This window comes from Bacteroides sp. AM10-21B, from assembly GCF_003472565.1.
Lineage (GTDB): Bacteria > Bacteroidota > Bacteroidia > Bacteroidales > Bacteroidaceae > Bacteroides > Bacteroides propionicigenes.
In genome coordinates, this window is sequence record NZ_QRME01000004.1 from 187,109 (window position 1) to 205,732 (window position 18,624).

The following is an 18,624-nucleotide window of genomic DNA, read 5'->3' on the forward strand; positions in this document are numbered from 1 at the left end:
ATCAATCAATTTTTTAATAAAGGTAATGCAATAATAAATTTAGTTCCAACATTCAGCTCACTTTCCGCACGGATGGTTCCCTTATGATCCTGAATAATCTTTCTTACATAAGCCAGTCCAAGCCCGAAGCCTTTAACATCGTGCAGATTACCTGTATGCACGCGATAGAACTTATCAAATATCTTTTTCAAATTTTCTTTCTTAATACCTATACCGTTGTCTTGCACAGAAATCATCAGTTTGCCCGGTTCGTTCCAGGTCTTCACCATTAACTGCAAGTCTGCATCCGGTCTTTTGTACTTCACCGCATTATCCATGAGGTTGAAAATCACATTCGTAATATGCATTTCATCCGCAAAAATAACCGGATCGGTTGCTTTCAGTTCCGACTCAATCTTTCCGTTGTACCGTTCCACCTTCAAGGTAAACGTATTGATTACTCCGGTAATCAGTTCATTGGCATCCAGTTCTTTCATTTTCAATGTCGCCTTCTGCCGGTCGAACATCGACATTTGGAGAACTTTCTCCACTTGGAACCTAAGTCGTTTCGTTTCATCATTAATAACGCCCGATATATGCTGGAACATTGCCGGTGATTTACCAACTGCCGGGTCTTTCAACATCTGCGCCGCCAACGAAATGGTCGAAATCGGTGTTTTGAACTCGTGCGTCATATTATTAATAAAGTCATTCTTCATTTCAGTCAGCTTCTTTTGCCGGAACACGATATAAATCGTGAAGATGAACGTTATCAACAGAACAAAAGTAAATATCATCGACGGAATCATAAAGCTGACCGAATCGAAAATATAATCCTGTTTACCCGGAAAATGTATCTTGACGATACTCATACGTGCAGGCGGATCGTTCAGAAACAAGGGTTGTGAGTAAGAACTCTCACCGCCTTCATCACTATAATCCGAGCAGCGATATACTTCCCTGCCGTCCCGGTCTATCACCTTGAAGTGATAATTCAACTCAATACCGTTGTCAATCAATCCCGATTTCAAATACTGGTCTAAATTCTTAAAATTTACCCGTTCCTCTATCGGCTTGTCACTGGCACGGTATATCATCTGCCACGCCACCTCATCCAGCAAAGCCCGTTGATACAAATAACGATTCTTTATGGCATCTGCCAACGAACGTGATGTTTGAGGTATCGTTTTCGTCCCATGCTTACGCGATATCATTGCCCTCGGCAATTCCGAGGCCTCGTTGGTAAATGTTTTCAGTTCAACAGCCGAATATCTGGTCCCATCCGGCAATGTCACTGTAAAGCTCTGCGTCCGAGCTACGCCTTTACCTTGCGAACTCTGTTCCCACGCTCTCTTTTCCGCTTCGGAGATATCCTCCCGCAACCAGCGGTCAACCTCCGCAGACTCCACATCTTTTGAAGCTGCCATTAAAGCGCGCTTCACCGATTCATCAAATTGCTCGTTACGCATCTTCACCATTTCCTCAATATAGCTAATCTGCAGATACAGCAAACTGATGAAAGAAAGGCCCATAACGACGCCTAATATCCATATTGTCGACTTTTTCATAGTCACAAAATTAACACTCCCTAATTAACACTCCTAACAAATTAACCTGATTTAACCGGGTGTTCTCGTTAATTAACCGTAGAAGGTTTTTTAAGTTGTATTACGAGCATTATAACAAAATGAGACACCTTTGGTTTGCAAATTTAATAAAAAATTAAATATTAACATTCACATTTCCCTATGTTCTTAATCAGTGTTAATAAAAAAGCCGCCATTCCCCCACAATGAGCGAACGACGGCTTTAACTATTTATTAATTTTTCTATTCTTCAGCTTGTTTTGCTTCAAATTCTTTGATTAGTTTATCCTGTACATCACTCGGAACAAGCTCATAGCTGGCGAACTTCATAATGAACGAAGCACGACCGCCCGTCAATGAACTCAATGCCGTAGAATACGAGGACATTTCTTTCAAAGGAACCTTAGCAATCAGCTTTTCATAGCCGGCTTCGCTGTTCATACCCATAATCATGGCACGGCGTCCCTGCAGGTCGCCCATTACATCACCCATCTTATCGGAAGGAACAAACACCTCTACATCATATATCGGTTCCAGAATCTTCGGACCGGCATTCTTAAACGCTTCACTGAACGCATTGCGTCCTGCCAACATAAAGGAGATTTCATTGGAATCTACCGGGTGCATCTTACCGTCGTACACGATGACACGTACGTCACGGGCATACGAACCGGTCAACGGACCTTGTTCCATACGAGACATGATACCTTTCAGAATGGCCGGCATGAAGCGGGCATCAATAGAACCGCCCACAATACTGTTTACAAATACCAGTTTGCCACCCCATTCCAACGGAACTTCCTCAACACCCTTCACGTTCATCTTGAACTCCTGTCCGTTGAACTTATAAGTTTCCGGCATCGGCATACCTTCATAATAAGGTTCTACAATCAAGTGAACTTCACCAAACTGACCGGCACCACCGGATTGTTTTTTATGGCGATAGTCGGCTCGAGAAGCCTTCGTGATAGTTTCACGATACGGAATTCTCGGTTCTTCAAACTTAATCTGCAATTTTTCATTATTCTCCAAACGCCACTTCAACGTACGCAGATGGAATTCACCCTGCCCGTGTACAATGGTCTGACGCAATTCTTTAGACTGGTCAATAACCCATGTCGGATCTTCCTCGCGCATACGGTTCAAGATAGCCATCATTTTTTCCGTATCGGCTTCATTCAGTGGTTTGATAGCGCGGGAATATTTGGAATTCGGATATTTAATAAAGTTGAAACGGTTTTCAGCGCCTTTGGCATTCAGTGTATTGCCCGTATGCACATCTTTCAGCTTCACCGTACAGCCGATATCACCGGCCACCATTTCTTCCACCTTGATACGGTTGGCTCCCGCACATGCGTAAATCTGCGCAATGCGTTCTTTAGAGCCACGGTCGGCATTGGTAAAGTCATCTCCTTCGTGCACTTTGCCGCTCATCACCTTGAAATACTGTACGTCACCGATATGCGGTTCAACGGCAGTCTTAAAGAAATACAAGGAAGTAGGTCCGTTGGAGTCGGGTTTCACCACTTCACCGCGTGTATTGTGTACCGGAGGCATTTCGTCTACAAACGGAACAACATTACCCAAGAACTCCATCAAACGGCGCACACCCATATCCTTTCCCGCACACACGCAGAATACAGGGAACATACCGCGAGAAGCCAGCCCTTTACGGATACCCTCACGCATTTCGTCTTCGGTCAGGGAATCCTGTTCGAAGAATTTCTCCATTAAAGTTTCATCGTGTTCGGCAGCTGCCTCTACCAATGCTTTATGCATGGCAGTTGCTTTCTCCATTTCCTCAGCGGGAACATCTTCTATAGTGGGCGCTCCACCTTCCGGTCCCCACGAATATTTTTTCATCAGAAGCACATCAATCAACGAATTGAAATTCGGTCCGGTAGCCAACGGATATTGAACGGGAACTACCTTAGAACCATAAATTGACTGCAGCTGTTCCAGTACCATATCATAGTCGCACTTCTCATGGTCGAGCTGGTTTACAAGGAAGATAACCGGTTTGCCCAGCTTCTCCGTATAGCGGAAATGATTTTGAGTACCTACCTCGGGGCCGTATTGCCCATTCAGCAACAGAATAGCCGTATCGGTTACATTGAGCGCCGTCATGGCCGCTCCCACAAAGTCGTCACTCCCCGGACAGTCTATGATATTCAGTTTCTTACCATTCCATTCCACATGATAAACGGTGGAAAACACAGAATAGCCATATTCCTGTTCCACCGGGAAGTAATCGCTGACCGTATTCTTGGCAGTAATTCTGCCGCGACGTTTTATAATACCACTCTCAAAGAGCAGCGCTTCCGTGAGAGTGGTTTTACCCGAGCCGTCATTGCCAAGGAGGGCAATGTTCTTAATTTCATTCGTCTGATATACTTTCATGATATATAAGATTTAAAGTGAATACTCAGCATGCTTCCGTATGCCATTATTTTAGTGAGCCGCAAATTAGAAATTAATCAAAAGAAAAGCAATAAAACGTCTGTGTTACTAAACAATGTTATGCAACACATCAGCCATACACCTTATATATAAGAAGAACTTACAGAAAGTATCGGATTACAAACCCGCAAAAATGAGTATAACGATGTATTATTGGTCTTTTTTGACATATTATTCTCCTATCCGCAACCTTTTTTTCTTGTATCTTTGCAAACAGATAAAATTAATTCAAACGATATCAACATAGATTACACTATGAAAACACTTATTTGGAGCATGGTATTCATTACGGGACTTTCCTGTTTACCGGTCAAGGCACAGACAACAGCCCCTCCTATCAACTATGCTATCACACCGGGCGAAGTATGGAAAGATACGGATGGTAACCCCATCAATGCCCACGGAGGCGGAATACTTTATCACAAAGGAACCTACTATTGGTATGGCGAATACAAAAAAGGCAAGACCATCCTACCCCAATGGGGCACATGGGAATGTTATCGAACAGATATAACCGGCGTTGGCTGTTACTCCTCAAAAGACCTGTTGAACTGGAAGTTCGAAGGCATCGTACTCCCAGCAGTAAAAGACGATACGTCACACGATCTGCATCCCAGTAAAGTATTGGAACGTCCCAAAGTCATATACAATGAAAGAACAAAGAAGTTTGTAATGTGGGCACATGTGGAAAGTGCCGATTACAGTAAAGCATGTGCCGGAGTTGCTGTCAGCGACTCTCCTACCGGACAATTCACCTACTTAGGCAGCTTCCGTCCGAATAATGCCATGAGCCGCGACCAAACCGTTTTTGTAGACGACAACGGCAAAGCCTATCAATTTTACTCATCCGAAAATAATGAAACGCTTTATATCAGTGAACTCACAGACGATTATCTGAGACCCACCGGACGGTACACCCGCAATTTCATTGGAAAAAGTAGGGAAGCCCCTGCCGTATTCAAGCATAACGGCAAATATTACCTTCTTTCTTCCGGCTGTACTGGCTGGGATCCCAATCAGGCGGAACTGGCCATAGCCGACTCCATTATGGGTGAATGGCATACCATCGGCAATCCTTGTACCGGGCCGGATGCAGACAAAACATTCTATGCACAAAGTACTTATGTGCAGCAAGTCATGGGTAAAAAGAACGCATACATTGCCATGTTCGACCGCTGGAACAAGAAGGACTTGGAAAGCTCACGCTATGTATGGCTTCCGATTTATTTTAAAGACAATCGAATCACCATTCCTTGGAAAGACAAATGGAATTTAGATTGTTTTGAAGACCAACCCCGTTTTGAAGCCGGACAAGGCACCTTCCTGTTGAACGGCAAACCTTTCGTTGTAAAAGCCGCGGAACTGCATTATCCACGCATACCCAAGCCCTATTGGGACCAGCGTATCAAGCTGTGCAAGGCGCTGGGTATGAATACCGTTTGTCTTTATGTATTCTGGAATGCACACGAACCGAGTCCGGGAGAGTTCGACTTTACAGGACAGAATGACTTGGCAGAATTCTGCCGCCTCTGCCAACAAAACGGGATGTATGTCATCCTCCGTCCCGGACCGTACGTCTGTGCCGAATGGGAAATGGGAGGACTGCCCTGGTGGTTACTGAAAAAGAAAGATATCCGCTTACGCGAATCGGACCCTTACTTCATAGAACGTGTAGGCATATTTGAAAAAGCGGTGGCCGGACAGGTGGCTGACCTGACCATCGCCAATGGCGGTCCTATCATCATGGTACAGGTGGAAAACGAGTATGGTTCCTATGGGGAAGACAAACACTACGTATCGCAAATCAGAGACATCGTACGTGCCAACTTCGGCGACGTCACCCTCTTCCAATGCGACTGGGCGTCCAACTTTACCAAGAACGGACTGCACGACCTGATATGGACTATGAACTTCGGTACGGGAGCAAACATAGACCAACAGTTCGCCAAACTGAAAAATCTCCGCCCGGACAGCCCGCTGATGTGCTCCGAATTCTGGAGCGGATGGTTCGACAAATGGGGAGCAAACCACGAAACCAGACCTGCGGAAGATATGATAAAAGGCATCGAAGAGATGCTCTCAAAAAATATCTCCTTCAGCCTCTATATGACCCATGGAGGAACAAACTGGGGGCATTGGGCAGGAGCTAACTCACCCGGATTTGCCCCCGACGTAACTTCCTACGATTACGACGCACCTATCAGCGAATCCGGACAGACGACTCCCAAATACCGGGAACTGAGAAAAGCGTTAGCAAAATACATGAACGGCGAAAAACAATCCAAAGTACCGGCACTCATCAAGCCTGTATGTATACCGGAATTTGAATTTACAGAGATAGCGCCTCTATTCTCCAACCTGCCCGCGGCCAAGAAAGACCGCGACATCCGTACCATGGAAGAGTACGACCAGGGATTCGGAAGCATCCTCTACCGCACAAACCTGCCACGGATGGCAACCCCCTTCACTCTCACAGTCAACGACGCCCACGATTATGCACAGATATTTCTGGAGGGTAAGTATATCGGCAAACTAGACCGCCGGAACGGAGAAAAGAAACTGCGCCTGCCCGCCTGTAACAAAGGCGCACAACTTGACATTCTCGTGGAAGCCATGGGACGCATCAACTTCGGAAGGGCCATCAAGGATTACAAAGGTATCACCCGCAACGTGGAGATTTCCATGGATGTAGAAGACCATCCTTTCGTCTGTGACCTGAAAGACTGGGAGGTTTATAATCTGGAAGATACTTACGAGTTTTATCAACAGATGAAGTTCCAACCCATACAGTCTTTGAGGGACAGTCTCGGCCAGCGCATTCCGGGATGTTACCGTGCCACTTTCCAAGTAAAGAGGCCGAGTGATACTTTCCTTAACTTCGAGACATGGGGCAAAGGTCTTGTCTACGTCAACGGGTATGCTTTGGGACGAATCTGGGAAATCGGCCCGCAACAAACGCTCTACGTACCGGGATGCTGGTTGAAAAAAGGAAAGAATGAAATACTTGTATTCGACATCATAGGTCCTAAAGCCGCCAAATCCGAGGGACTGAGCGAGCCGCTGCTCGACCGGTTGCTCGTCAGCAAACCCCTGACCCACCGTAAAGAAGGTGAAAAGCTGGACTTATCCGGAGAAAGACCTATCTTCAGCGGAAGCTTCAAGCCGGGTAACGGCTGGCAGGAAGTACGCTTTGAACAGCCTGTTACCGGACGCTACATTTGTCTGGAAGCGATTAGTGCACAAGACAACAAAAACCTTGCCTGCATTGCCGAAATGTATGTGCTGAATAAAGACGGGGAACGCCTGTCACGCGAACCTTGGGTTGTGGAATATGCCGACAGCGAGGAGGTCGCCCACGTGAACCGTTCTGCCGACAAGCTGTTCGACCTTCAGGAGTCAACTTACTGGAGTACGACCAAAGGCAGCCTATACCCACATTCCGTGGTTATAGATTTAGGAGCTACACACACATTGAGTGGCATTCAGTACCTGCCACGAATGGAAAATGAAGCGCCCGGAGGCATTAAAGACTTCAAAGTGTATGTAAAATCGGAGAGTTTTAAATTCTAGCCTAATTATATAAACAAAAAGAGAATTTGTTTTTTATCCAACAAACTCTCTTTTTGTTATAGTATCTACCTAAACGGTTTTCATTTATAAATATTTTTTACATTTAAGAATGACAACTTATATGGGAAAATATGAACCTGCTTATTTTGTTTTTTCTCCAGGGTGCGGAAATCCCGGAAATGGATTAGGTTTATTTCTATATTCTTTTGCTTCATCTGCCGTCATAAATTCCAAATGCTCTCCCCGTAACAAATAAAGCCTTCCAACTTCATTCCCAACTAATAAATTACGTTGCATCCCTCCACCCAGCTTAGTGCCTACGGCTCCACTTTCGTGCGAGCCACCAGGTTGCACTAACCCCGTAACCGGATGCTTAAATGGAGAAGGATGAGCAAAAACGGGATATGATGAGCTACCTACATTCTTCATAAACAAAGGAGTTCCCATCGTCTTCTTTCCCAAAATAGGTAAAGGATAGCCAGTCTCCATATTAGGGATTGCCGAACGTCTCCCGGTACCAATAATTAAATCAAGCAGTCCATCTCCATCATAATCGAAAAAATTAAGTTTACATCTTCCTGTACCTCCTGCAGGCTCGGCACTCGTTAATATAGGACTTCCATCCTCCAGTTTCAGTTCACCACCATCTTCTAGATGGAAATTATCTATTTTCCAATACAAATGAAATAAATCATTGTCATCAACTATCGCCAACGCCATACGATCACCAAACTTTGCCACAGCCGCTCTTGAACGCCACATTCCATGCAGCTCTAGTCCTTCACAAAAAAGAGGTTGAGGTGCATCAAGTTTTGGTTCCGTCAGTGTCCCTTTATTCACATAAAGAGTATATTTCCCAGTGATATCACCCATTATAATATCAGGCAATCCATCACCAGTCCAATCTACAACAGTTGGAGAAAGATATCCCCAACGAGATTCCGGAGTACCTTGTACACTACCTGAATATCCAGCCTGGATATGAATATCCCTACCATTAGCTTGTACTCTTCCTTTAGGTATAAAATGTGGGCTATTATTACTGCCTATATTTTTAAAGAAAAGCACATGTCCTTCTGAATTGCCAATAATAATATCTTCATTCCCGTCTCCATCCCAATCTATCACACTTGGAACTGGTAATGTTCCACAATAAAGATCCGCATTTATTTGCAAGACTGGTAATGGTTGATTGAAAACAGGGTGACCATCCTGAGTAAATTCACCGGAAAATTTATAAAAATAAACAGCACCTTCGCCCCCAGCAATAATATTAGTTACCCCATTTTTAACATCAACATAAGAACATACAGAAGCCGATATGCTGGGATGCTGTAACAATATCTTATCAGGACCTACTACATAATGACGGAAAGCAAGAGTATCTTGCGAAAGCTCCGGACGTGAATAGTATGTAAAATTCCCCAATCTTGACCCGCATATCAACTCCTGTATACCATTCTTTCTCAGTGTTACCATCGCAATATTCATCATCCCCCAGCGAGTTTCTTTCTGGCTATGAGTGATCATCGGTTTTACAGAAGGAACACCAGACAATAATTTAGAATAGCGTATATTACATAGATAGGTATAATGAAGCGGAGTAGTAGAAACACCTGCTTCGTCATAAGGTCTCCATTCTTTGCTCGAAGGATTTTGGTTAGCATACTTTGCCGGAATTCTATAACCCACCAGTTCCAAGAATAAATCTACACTTTGATCTTTATTTATGCGTGCAGCTATACTTTGAGGGACAGAAGCTAACTTAGGTAGTCCAATACCTCCAACCTTATCAAACGATCGATTTTTAAGATTGAAAACGGTGTGGATTACAGAGTCTTTTTTCAACCACAAAGCATGAACAGTTCGATCATCGGTTTGAAATATTGTACCCTTCAACTTAAATGGAGATGTTATTTTATGAGGTTTATCAAATATAGGAATACCATTTTCCGCATTTCTCACCCATTTATAGAGATAAAGTTCCGTTGTTTTTCCTGTCCCAGTGATAAAGAGGTCGGGACAGTCACCATTATAAACAAACGCACTACCCAATACCATATGACGCAAATGAGGAAGAGAAAGAGGGCCGATCCCATCTGGAGCCATGGACTTTAATGGTATCAAATCTTGACTAATTTGTGCAACTCCCAGAATTGGAAAAGATAAAAACAGAATTATGGATAAAAAATATATTCTCATCATAGGTCTTTATTTTTTGACTTTAAACTTTTTCTAAATGATTTAAAACGGTGAAACGTCAAATAGTTAGCATCATGTTGTCGCTTAGGTAAACCATTCTTATCATCAAATGCTGTACGCGAAACAGCAATAATATCATTTCCTTCAATAAGCCAATCAATATACTGAAAACCATGAAAATGAGGATCTTCATGACTGATAAGCGTATCCCGAACTTGCCAATCTCGTAAGTTCGATGAGGAAGTCAATACCAATCTATTACGCAATAAGCCACAATGTTCTTTCCCCAAATCTTGCTCAAATACGTGATTAGTAATAGCCCAATAGAGATTGGAAATAGAGTCAAATCTTATTACAAATTTCTTAGAAGCCCCCGGCAAATCAATAATATCCGTTTGAGGATCAAAATAGGTTCGTTTACCATCGCCACTAATCCTGACCATTGCCGCCTTTCCATCAAAATTGCGCTCTTCAATCCTCAATATATCTACCACATCCCCTTCACGGGTAACAACAGCATTCCCTTCAAGCCAACCATTGAATGTCCGATCAGTACCAAGCCAAGTCGAATCATAGGGTAATGCCTCTGAACGGGTCCACACCGCCGAATCTAAAAGATTGGCATCGATAGGAGCTGACATCATAAATGCCCTAAAATATCGCTTGCCTTTGGGAAGGTTATCTTCCATAGCACGCCAAATTCTACCTTTTGCATAAGCCACCGGCACGGATGCTGAATGATAACTTTTAGATTCTCCACTTAGTAATCCATGTTTCGAGTCGATGGGTATAGTCCAATTACGTCCTCCATTATCCGAACGTAAAATAACCATATGATTAAAACCTCCTTTGGTGCCCATTAAATATAAAACAGAGTTATGAACAAAAATACTATAAAAACCAACTTCAGGAATCTCAGAAAGTACCTTCCACGTTTGCCCCTTATCAGTGGAACGATAAAGACGTACAAATCCGGCTTTACCACTAAAACGCGCTCTGCACCCAGCTATGTAATCACCATTCGGTAAAACCGTTAACGCAGGATCCGTTACAAAATTACGATCCGAATTATCTGAATTATAAATAACTATACCCGGCACTACAGGAAAATTAACCCGTTCAATTTGTGATGCAAATAATAGCGAACTGTTTCCATCCATATCGGGCACAGTAATCCATCTGCTATCCAATTCGTAACTATAAAGATAGAACCTTTGACTTCCAGATACAAAAGACTCATTCAATGGCTTCCATTTTTTATTGGTTACAGGTGTCATGGCAGCTAAATAAACTGTAACAGGATATTCACTCCTTATTTTTATCGCTGACTGGCAATATTTAAACCGGCGAATAAACATTTTCCCCTGAAGATGTTGATTTATCTCCTTGCCAAACTTAAATAAGTTAGACTTCAAAAACAACTCAGTTTGAGGGGATACCGTAGAAATGTCAGTCATATTTCCCTCTACAAACACTTTCTGTGCTAAAACACATTGACTCGCGAGTAGACAAAGCAAAATGATAAATAATACTTTTTTTCTCATTACTCCTGACTGTTTAGAATATTTCTACGACTTCGTTATCAGTACGAAATGGCAATACCGGTAGTCCGTTGAAACAAAAGAGATTGCCTATCGCATCATTAGAAAAGCTGTATCGTACAGCGATAGGATATTTTACTTTGGTCGACGTGACTATTAATGTATTGGTTTTCTTATCTATCTTACCTTTAGCAGGAACAAATTTCATATCTTCTCCCGCAATTTCCAAAGTAAGCGGATCTTTACCTTTACATATGATCCCTGTTTCAGCATTATCAAACCAAATTCGTATACTAGATTTCTCTCTTTCCATCTTTAGAAAAGAAGGATGTTTATAAGCTGCAGTTTTTCTATTATACTTCTCCCCAAGAGCCCAATGTGCCAAACGTTCACCTACAGGACGTTTGTACCTGGGATGTATGTCTTTTATATTATCAACATAATCAGGTATAGCAACCATGCCAACATTAGGCAGTTTAGATACCTTATATTGTTGTTCTCTAACTTGTGCCGCAGCTCGAGAAGCAAACTTATAACGAGCATACGGAGCTATTTGTACATAATAAAACGGAAGCTCATTATCAGAAAACCCTATACGCCAAGCTGTGATCATAGACGTAAACATACTTGCATAATAATTACCATTGGCAAGATTGGCTTCGCCCTGATACCAGATAACACCTGCAAGCCGCATAGGCATTAAAGGATGTATCATGGCATTATAAGTAGTAGATGGAGAAATATCCCAGCCAGTACTTACGTTGAGGGTTTGCCACGCTTTGGCAAATTCAGGATGTTCATCCATTATTTCACAAGGCATCCAGGTTTCAATATTAGTTCCTCCCCAAGAAGAATTAATCAGTCCAATAGGGCTATCTAATTCCTGGTAAAGCTTCTTCCCAAAGAAATAACCTACGGCAGAAAATAATTTTAGTGTTTCATGAGAACATACCATCCAACGACCGCGACAGTCATCCTGAGGAAATGGAGATGTTTGTTTCTCTACAGTAAAAAAGCGTATTTCAGAATTATTGGCACGTGGCAATTCATCTTTTACATCTTGAATACCCTTAACCGAATTCCATTCCATATTAGACTGACCACTGCATAACCATACCTCACCAATAAGGATATCTTTAATAATTACATCCCTACCTTTTATCTTTACCTCTATTTGATAGGGATTTTTTGAGGCTGGAGGAGTTTGTAATTCTACCTCGAAACGTGCTCTATTACTAGCCTTCACGATAATGGTATCTTTTCCCCATGAAGGAATAATGCGTACAGTTGTACGGGGATTAGTCCAGCCCCAAAACTTCACTTTTGAGTTCTGTTGTAATACCATATGGTCGCTAAGAATTGACGGTAACGACAAAGAAGGTTGAGACTGAGCAAATGCCTGGCTACAAAAGCATAGCCAGACAAATATAATAGTATATAAGTATTTTTTCATCACTCGTATATCTTAATCCCACAGTTCCAGTTCCATTTCAGTATTACGATAAATTAAAGTATCAGCCATTACATATCGTATTCCGCTGGCTTCGTCAATATACTCATAATTCAAATAGAATTGCTTTTTCTCTCTGTCGTACTTAGAATCACCAAGATCCTTGATACCTGTGATTTGAGAGCTCCCCGGACTTAGATTATCCGAGATGGATACACTATTGTTTTCATTAATATTCAAGACCATTGAATATTTGGAAGTCCCAGATAGAAATTCCGCAACACCATCTGTAGTCAAACTTGAAGCATTGATAGTCCCCAAATTCCACACCAGATTTTTTATATATATATCTTCTTCATGTTCTCCAACATACTTTAAAGTTTCAATCATATTTCCTAAATTATCATACGATGTCCGTTGCCCCCGATGATAGTACACGCCATGATATTCACTGATATATTTAATGACTACTATGGTATAATCCTTAGCTGCAATACCGGCCTCAATATCCCCTTTCAAAATCTGGTCTGTAGAACTTTCAGTTATTCGAATTGGTAAAGCATAGGTACTTTCAACTGCTAAAGGATCCATCAAAAATTTTTCTTTATTCAAGGTCAATCTGACTGTTCCCAAAAATTTTCCTTTAGGAATAATAATTGTATTATTATCACTCAATGAATAATAATCCTCCGGTAATAGTTTAAACTGATTGCTCCCCACATAATCAACATCCTGCAACATTTCCGGTTCTATTTGAAAAGTTACTCTCTCATCAGTTTTATTTTCACGCTTTCCTCCTAATACCACACCTATTTCAATAGACAGATCATCGGAAAAAACTGTACGTACAGGCTTTTGATACGCAAAATAAGTAGTGGAATAGTCAAAATCCTCAATAAAATCTTCATACTTCTGACAAGAAGTTAAAGATAAAATTACCGTTAATAAAAAAAACAATTTAGCTTTCATATTACTGTTTGATTTTAATCTTTAAAATATAAAAAAGAGAATACTCATTTTACCATCCTTTATTTTGCAAAATTAGCCCATTGGTACTATTTACTTCCGCTTCAGGAATGGGACCATAATACATATAATCTCGATAATTTCGCGTTTCAACAACCCTGTCAAAATCATATGTAAACTTGTCACCGTTTTTTTGAATTGTAACCCCCTTTACTGGTGTATTTATAACCTCTAAAGGAAGCATCCAGCGCCTTACATCAAAAAATCTATGATTTTCAAAACACAATTCAATACGACGTTCATTCTGAACCAACTGACGAAATTCATCTTTCCCAGCTGATGCCATTTCTCCAAGATAAGGATCTGCAGAATCTATTCCAGCCCTTTTACGTAATTCTTTTAACATCGTTTCTGCAGTTTTACCTAGCCCAAGTGGATCAGCTTTAGGTCCCCAAGCTTCGTTAGCTGCTTCTGCATAGTTCAACCATAATTCGCCTTTACGGAAAATACAATAGTGATGTTTAGCTCTGGTTACAGTTTGTCCAGGAATGAGAGATACATTTTCACTTATAGTCTTACGTAAATAATAACCTGTACGTGTAGCCTTTTCTTTATTGCTTTCTGTATCTAATCCCCCTTCAAAAGTTTCAACTTTTGTTTTTGAAAAAATAGCACCATTATACAAAATTGCTAAATCAAAACGTGGATCACGGTCAATATAAGGATTATCAGGTGTATATCCGCTATGTTCAACATCAGTAATAGGATAACCGTTTTTCATAGGGAAAGCATCCACCAATTGTTGTGACGGGTTAGTACGTCCCCAACCATATAACTGGGGAATGAAATTATTTTGCTCAGGAGTATTAATATCTTCTTGATAGTTACGCCACAAAACTTCAGCATGGTCAGGCTTTTCAAAAAAGTCAGCTTTCATTGCCGGCAACGAGGTCCCACTAAGCTGAATAGCCTCCATAGCATATTGAGCAGCAGATTCCCATAATTTGTTTTTTTCAGCTTCATTTTTTTCTACAGTATATAATGGACTCGCTGCATAAAGTGCCACACGCGATTTCAAACACATTGCAGCTATCATGGTAGCGCGACCTTCTTTTGTCGGTCCCAATTCTGCATTATTTGCATCATCATATTTTTTAGGAAGATATAACAAACTATTGTCAATATCATCGTATATCTGCTTTACACAATCATCAAACGAATTACGGGCTTGCTTGATATTTTCATCTTGTGGCAGAGATGCTGTGACAATCGGGAAGCCTAACAACTGCCCGTTTGTAGCAATTCCTGCAAATCGGCTTAATAACTCAAATTGGTACCATGCTCTTAGAAAATAAGCTTCTCCTTTTGAACGATGTTGGATAATCGTATTGAGTTCATCTTTATTGGAAAACTTAATTTGTGAAGCCCGTTCCAGAAAATAATTCATATTTCGAATTTGCCTATAACAATTAGTCCATGTATCAAAAGGATTATAATCAGGACGCCATGAACCTAAAGCCATATTCAAAATCTGAGTATTATAATCATTAGTTACAGCATTATCGGTAGCACAATCAAGATAATTGTTTGAAAAGCAATCATAGTAAGTAGGTAGCTGAGCATAACCATCTACCAATGCTCCCATAGCAAATGTTCGGTCATTCCAAACAGTTTCATCGTTGTAATTGTCATCTATTTTGGGATCCAAAAAGTCTGAACATCCATATAGACCAACCAAGACTACAACTAATAATTGTTTTATAATATCTTGTAGTTTCATATTCGATAGATTTATATTTGTTTTTCCAATTAGAATACAACATTAATTCCTCCTGTAAATGAGCGGAAGAAAGGATACCCAGTTACACCTGCATCAATATATTCTGGATCAAGATCCTTTATGGAAGAAATTGTGAATAAATTAGACCCTCTTACGAACAGTTTCACTTGTTTTAGTGTCATCTTATTCGCTATATTCTGAGGTAATGAATAACTAAACATTGCATCACGTAACTTGAAAAAGTTTCCGCTACGCATCCATAAAGAAGAAGAACGGTAATTATTTTGGTTCTGCTGTGTGCTGAGTCGTGGGAATTTACCCTCACCAGTAGATGGGTTAAAATATTCTTTAACAAATGTGGAATATTTCTGATCTTCTCTCATCCAATAATATGAATTGTTCAAATATATGTCATATTGGGCCATACCTGAACCTGATAAAGAAAGTTCAAAACCCTTATATGCCAAATTAATATTCAGACCAAATTGAAAACGTGGATATTCGTTACCGATTGGCAACATATCATTCTCATTTATACGACTATCATTATTTATATTTGTATACTTTACATCACCAATCTGTATAGGACCAAAATCTTGTACAGGATGTGTAGCTATTTCATCTTTACTTTTGAAAAGCCCTTCAGCCATCAGTCCAAAATAGGTATCAAGCGGCTTGCCCTCCTTTTTACGGTTTGAAGGTAATCCTTCCATATCATCTGCTTTCTCATATACAGCTTTGCTCCATATAGTATTCCCACCTATTGAATAATGAAATTTTCCAATATTACCTGAATATTCTAATGCCAATTCTATTCCCTGATTGCGTACGCTTCCATAATTCCTATACATCAATTCACCCCCATTTATAGAACTAAATGATGTAATAGGAGTAAGAATGTCATAACGATAATTATTAAAATAGTTAAAATTAGCAGTTAGACAATTCAAGAATGATGCTTCTGCTCCAATATTTATTTCAAATGATTTTTCCCATGTCAAATCTGGATTTCCTACATGTACCAAAGTTGATGTATTTATATCTTCCTCTAGTTTGGGACCAAAATGCGTGCTTTGGTTAGTATTCCAACGAGACTCAAATAGGAAAAAATCAAAATAATTATCAGTACCCAATAACCCCGTACTAGCTTTTATTTTCAAGAAATCAAGCCATTCTTTATCTTTTAAAAATTTTTCTTCTGAAGCAATCCAAGCAAGCCCCACTGTTGGGAAATAGCCATAACGATTTCCTTTTGCAAAACGAGAGCTACCCATTACCGCCATATCCAATTCTGCAATCCACTTTTTATTGTACACATAATTTGTACGAAGCGCAAAAGTTCTGTTTACATCATCTTGTGAAGATCCCAAATTTTCCCGTTTACTTTGAAATATTACTAAGTCAGATTTTAATTGATGTTTTGTTCGAAATATACGATCATAGCTCAGTTGTCCAAAATAACCATAGTTACGATACATTTGGTCTTCAATTCTACTTTTATCAGATACTTTCTTCTCTACTGTTAGCAATTCTTTTCCTATTAAGCTATTTTTACTAAAAAGAGGACGATAGGAAGAAAAATTCTCATTCTTACCTACTACTAAATAGTTATAAACATCAAATGTTACATAAGCTTTGGCACTTAACCCTTTGACATACCGATCCAAACTCAAGTCAAGACCAATATTAGTTTGTCCCTTTCTGACTGTATTTTCTTTAGAACCTCCTAATAGCATTTCAGCATATATATTTTCACGTGATGAAGCAAGATTAGCATTCTCCATAGCACCATAAATTTCTGTTTCAGAGTTCTCTGGGTCACTGAATCTTACGGGATAAGCGTTTGGCCGATGTGAAGATAAACGAAAAAAAAGTTCATCAGCTAACATATAGTTAGTTGTGTAAAACTCCATTTGTCCTGCAATGTCAACGAACGCCTTTAACCAATCATTTACTTTATAATCAAGATTTACGCGTAAATTGAATTTATTGGAAGTATTGCTATTGCCTATAGCCTCATATCCACCGTAACCAGCATAGGTAGCATTTACATAATATTGGGCTGCTTCATTTCCACCACGAAACTGTGCTATTGCTTTTCTATAACTCATATGGTCATTTAAACACAGCTTATGAAAATCAACGTCGGGATAAAGTATCGAATTAGTTTTCATGCGATAACCATCAATATCAGCCTGAGTATAGTAAGGTGATAAACCATCATTAAATCTTGCCTGATTATACATGGTTGCATAAGCAGCCGAATTTAAGTATTCAGGCATACGCACAGGGAGCTGTGCTCCAAATTCAATATTAAATTGTCGTTCCCTTTTATACTTTATCCCTCGCTTAGTCTTTACTAACAACACTCCATTCACAGCTTTAGGACCATATAATATTTTAGAAGTAGCATCTTTCAGAACAGTAATTGATTCTATCTCTTCCGGAGTCAAATCTTCTAAAGGGCGTTCAATACCATCAATGATAATCAATGGAGCATTATCAGTCGTAGAACGAGATAGGCCTCGTATATTAAGTATAGTAGCTGAGCGTCCCGGTTCCGCTGGTACTTGTGATACATTTAGACCAGGAGCTTTACCAGAAAGTATGTTTAACACGTTCATTTGATTGGATTTGGAAATAATATCCTCACCTATAGTTGATATGGCACCCACTACTTCCCGAGCTACAGTTTCCCTAAATGGCAGTTCTACTTTGTCTTCCACTCCACCATAAGGAATAGATTTTTCCATTATTACTACAGGATTCTGTTTGATTGCGGATACTTCCAAATATTTAGAATCATATCCAAGCATATCAAATACTAATGTACTGTTATTAGTTACTTTTAGGGAAAATACTCCTTGTTTATCTGTAAACGACTCAAAAAGACCTTCATCAACCGTTATTTTTACCGATTGTATCGGATTTCCTTCTTTATCAACAACTTTTGCTGTTATCTCAGAATATTGTTTGCTTTTTTTCTGTGCATAAATGTTACTTTCTGAAAAGAATGGCAACAGAAGCATCAGAATAATATATATATATAATGTTTTCATATCCTACAAATTAAAATTTATAGTTATTTTT

The 18,624-nt window shown here is 40.2% G+C and carries 9 protein-coding genes; 1 reads left to right on the forward strand and 8 read right to left on the reverse strand.

The window, feature by feature from the left end:
• Window positions 1-5 precede the first annotated feature (5 nt).
• Together DW121_RS06690 and DW121_RS06695 are read right to left on the reverse strand one after the other, a co-directional pair.
• The gene (locus DW121_RS06690) at window positions 6-1,547 is read right to left on the reverse strand and encodes a sensor histidine kinase (RefSeq protein WP_117710922.1); all 1,542 of its coding nucleotides are present in this window, start codon (window positions 1,545-1,547) and stop codon (window positions 6-8) included.
• Between the two features lie 261 nt (window positions 1,548-1,808).
• Window positions 1,809-3,965, reverse strand: a complete 2,157-nt coding sequence (locus DW121_RS06695; protein WP_117710923.1) for an elongation factor G — start codon at window positions 3,963-3,965, stop codon at window positions 1,809-1,811.
• Between the two features lie 315 nt (window positions 3,966-4,280).
• Here DW121_RS06695 and DW121_RS06700 point away from each other — a divergent pair, with 315 nt between their 5' ends.
• Window positions 4,281-7,595 carry a beta-galactosidase gene (locus tag DW121_RS06700; RefSeq protein WP_118323421.1) on the forward strand — a complete coding sequence of 1,105 codons (3,315 nt, stop codon included), beginning with the start codon at window positions 4,281-4,283 and terminating at the stop codon, window positions 7,593-7,595.
• A 141-nt stretch (window positions 7,596-7,736) separates the two neighbouring features.
• On the opposite strand, the gene DW121_RS06705 is transcribed toward DW121_RS06700, so the two are convergent.
• From DW121_RS06705 to DW121_RS06730, 6 genes are read right to left on the reverse strand one after another with little or no spacing between them, the layout of a single operon-like run.
• Window positions 7,737-9,800, reverse strand: coding sequence for an FG-GAP repeat domain-containing protein (locus tag DW121_RS06705; RefSeq protein WP_233555782.1), 2,064 nt, complete (start codon window positions 9,798-9,800; stop codon window positions 7,737-7,739).
• Window positions 9,797-11,341 carry a sialidase family protein gene (locus DW121_RS06710; protein WP_117710925.1) on the reverse strand — a complete coding sequence of 515 codons (1,545 nt, stop codon included), beginning with the start codon at window positions 11,339-11,341 and terminating at the stop codon, window positions 9,797-9,799. Before DW121_RS06710 ends, DW121_RS06705 begins: the two co-directional genes overlap by 4 nt.
• Before the next feature lie 13 nt (window positions 11,342-11,354).
• Window positions 11,355-12,791, reverse strand: a complete 1,437-nt coding sequence (locus DW121_RS06715; RefSeq protein ID WP_233514858.1) for a sialate O-acetylesterase — start codon at window positions 12,789-12,791, stop codon at window positions 11,355-11,357.
• Window positions 12,792-12,803: 12 nt separating this feature from the next.
• Window positions 12,804-13,757: a BT_3987 domain-containing protein gene (locus DW121_RS06720; protein WP_117710927.1), complete on the reverse strand. Its 954-nt coding sequence runs from the start codon at window positions 13,755-13,757 to the stop codon at window positions 12,804-12,806.
• Between the two features lie 49 nt (window positions 13,758-13,806).
• Window positions 13,807-15,534 carry a RagB/SusD family nutrient uptake outer membrane protein gene (locus DW121_RS06725; protein ID WP_233514859.1) on the reverse strand — a complete coding sequence of 576 codons (1,728 nt, stop codon included), beginning with the start codon at window positions 15,532-15,534 and terminating at the stop codon, window positions 13,807-13,809.
• A 29-nt stretch (window positions 15,535-15,563) separates the two neighbouring features.
• Window positions 15,564-18,593 (reverse strand): SusC/RagA family TonB-linked outer membrane protein, encoded by a 3,030-nt coding sequence (locus DW121_RS06730; RefSeq protein WP_118323351.1) that lies wholly within the window; start codon window positions 18,591-18,593, stop codon window positions 15,564-15,566.
• Between the last annotated feature and the right edge of the window lie 31 nt (window positions 18,594-18,624).

Coding starts and splice junctions, on each gene's coding strand:
- DW121_RS06725 (WP_233514859.1), bottom strand. CDS start 15,534: ATGAAACTACAAGATATTATAAAACAATTATTAGTTGTAGTCTTGGTT.
- DW121_RS06690 (WP_117710922.1), bottom strand. CDS start 1,547: ATGAAAAAGTCGACAATATGGATATTAGGCGTCGTTATGGGCCTTTCT.
- DW121_RS06710 (WP_117710925.1), bottom strand. CDS start 11,341: ATGAGAAAAAAAGTATTATTTATCATTTTGCTTTGTCTACTCGCGAGT.
- DW121_RS06700 (WP_118323421.1), top strand. CDS start 4,281: ATGAAAACACTTATTTGGAGCATGGTATTCATTACGGGACTTTCCTGT.
- DW121_RS06715 (WP_233514858.1), bottom strand. CDS start 12,791: ATGAAAAAATACTTATATACTATTATATTTGTCTGGCTATGCTTTTGT.
- DW121_RS06730 (WP_118323351.1), bottom strand. CDS start 18,593: ATGAAAACATTATATATATATATTATTCTGATGCTTCTGTTGCCATTC.
- DW121_RS06695 (WP_117710923.1), bottom strand. CDS start 3,965: ATGAAAGTATATCAGACGAATGAAATTAAGAACATTGCCCTCCTTGGC.
- DW121_RS06705 (WP_233555782.1), bottom strand. CDS start 9,800: ATGATGAGAATATATTTTTTATCCATAATTCTGTTTTTATCTTTTCCA.
- DW121_RS06720 (WP_117710927.1), bottom strand. CDS start 13,757: ATGAAAGCTAAATTGTTTTTTTTATTAACGGTAATTTTATCTTTAACT.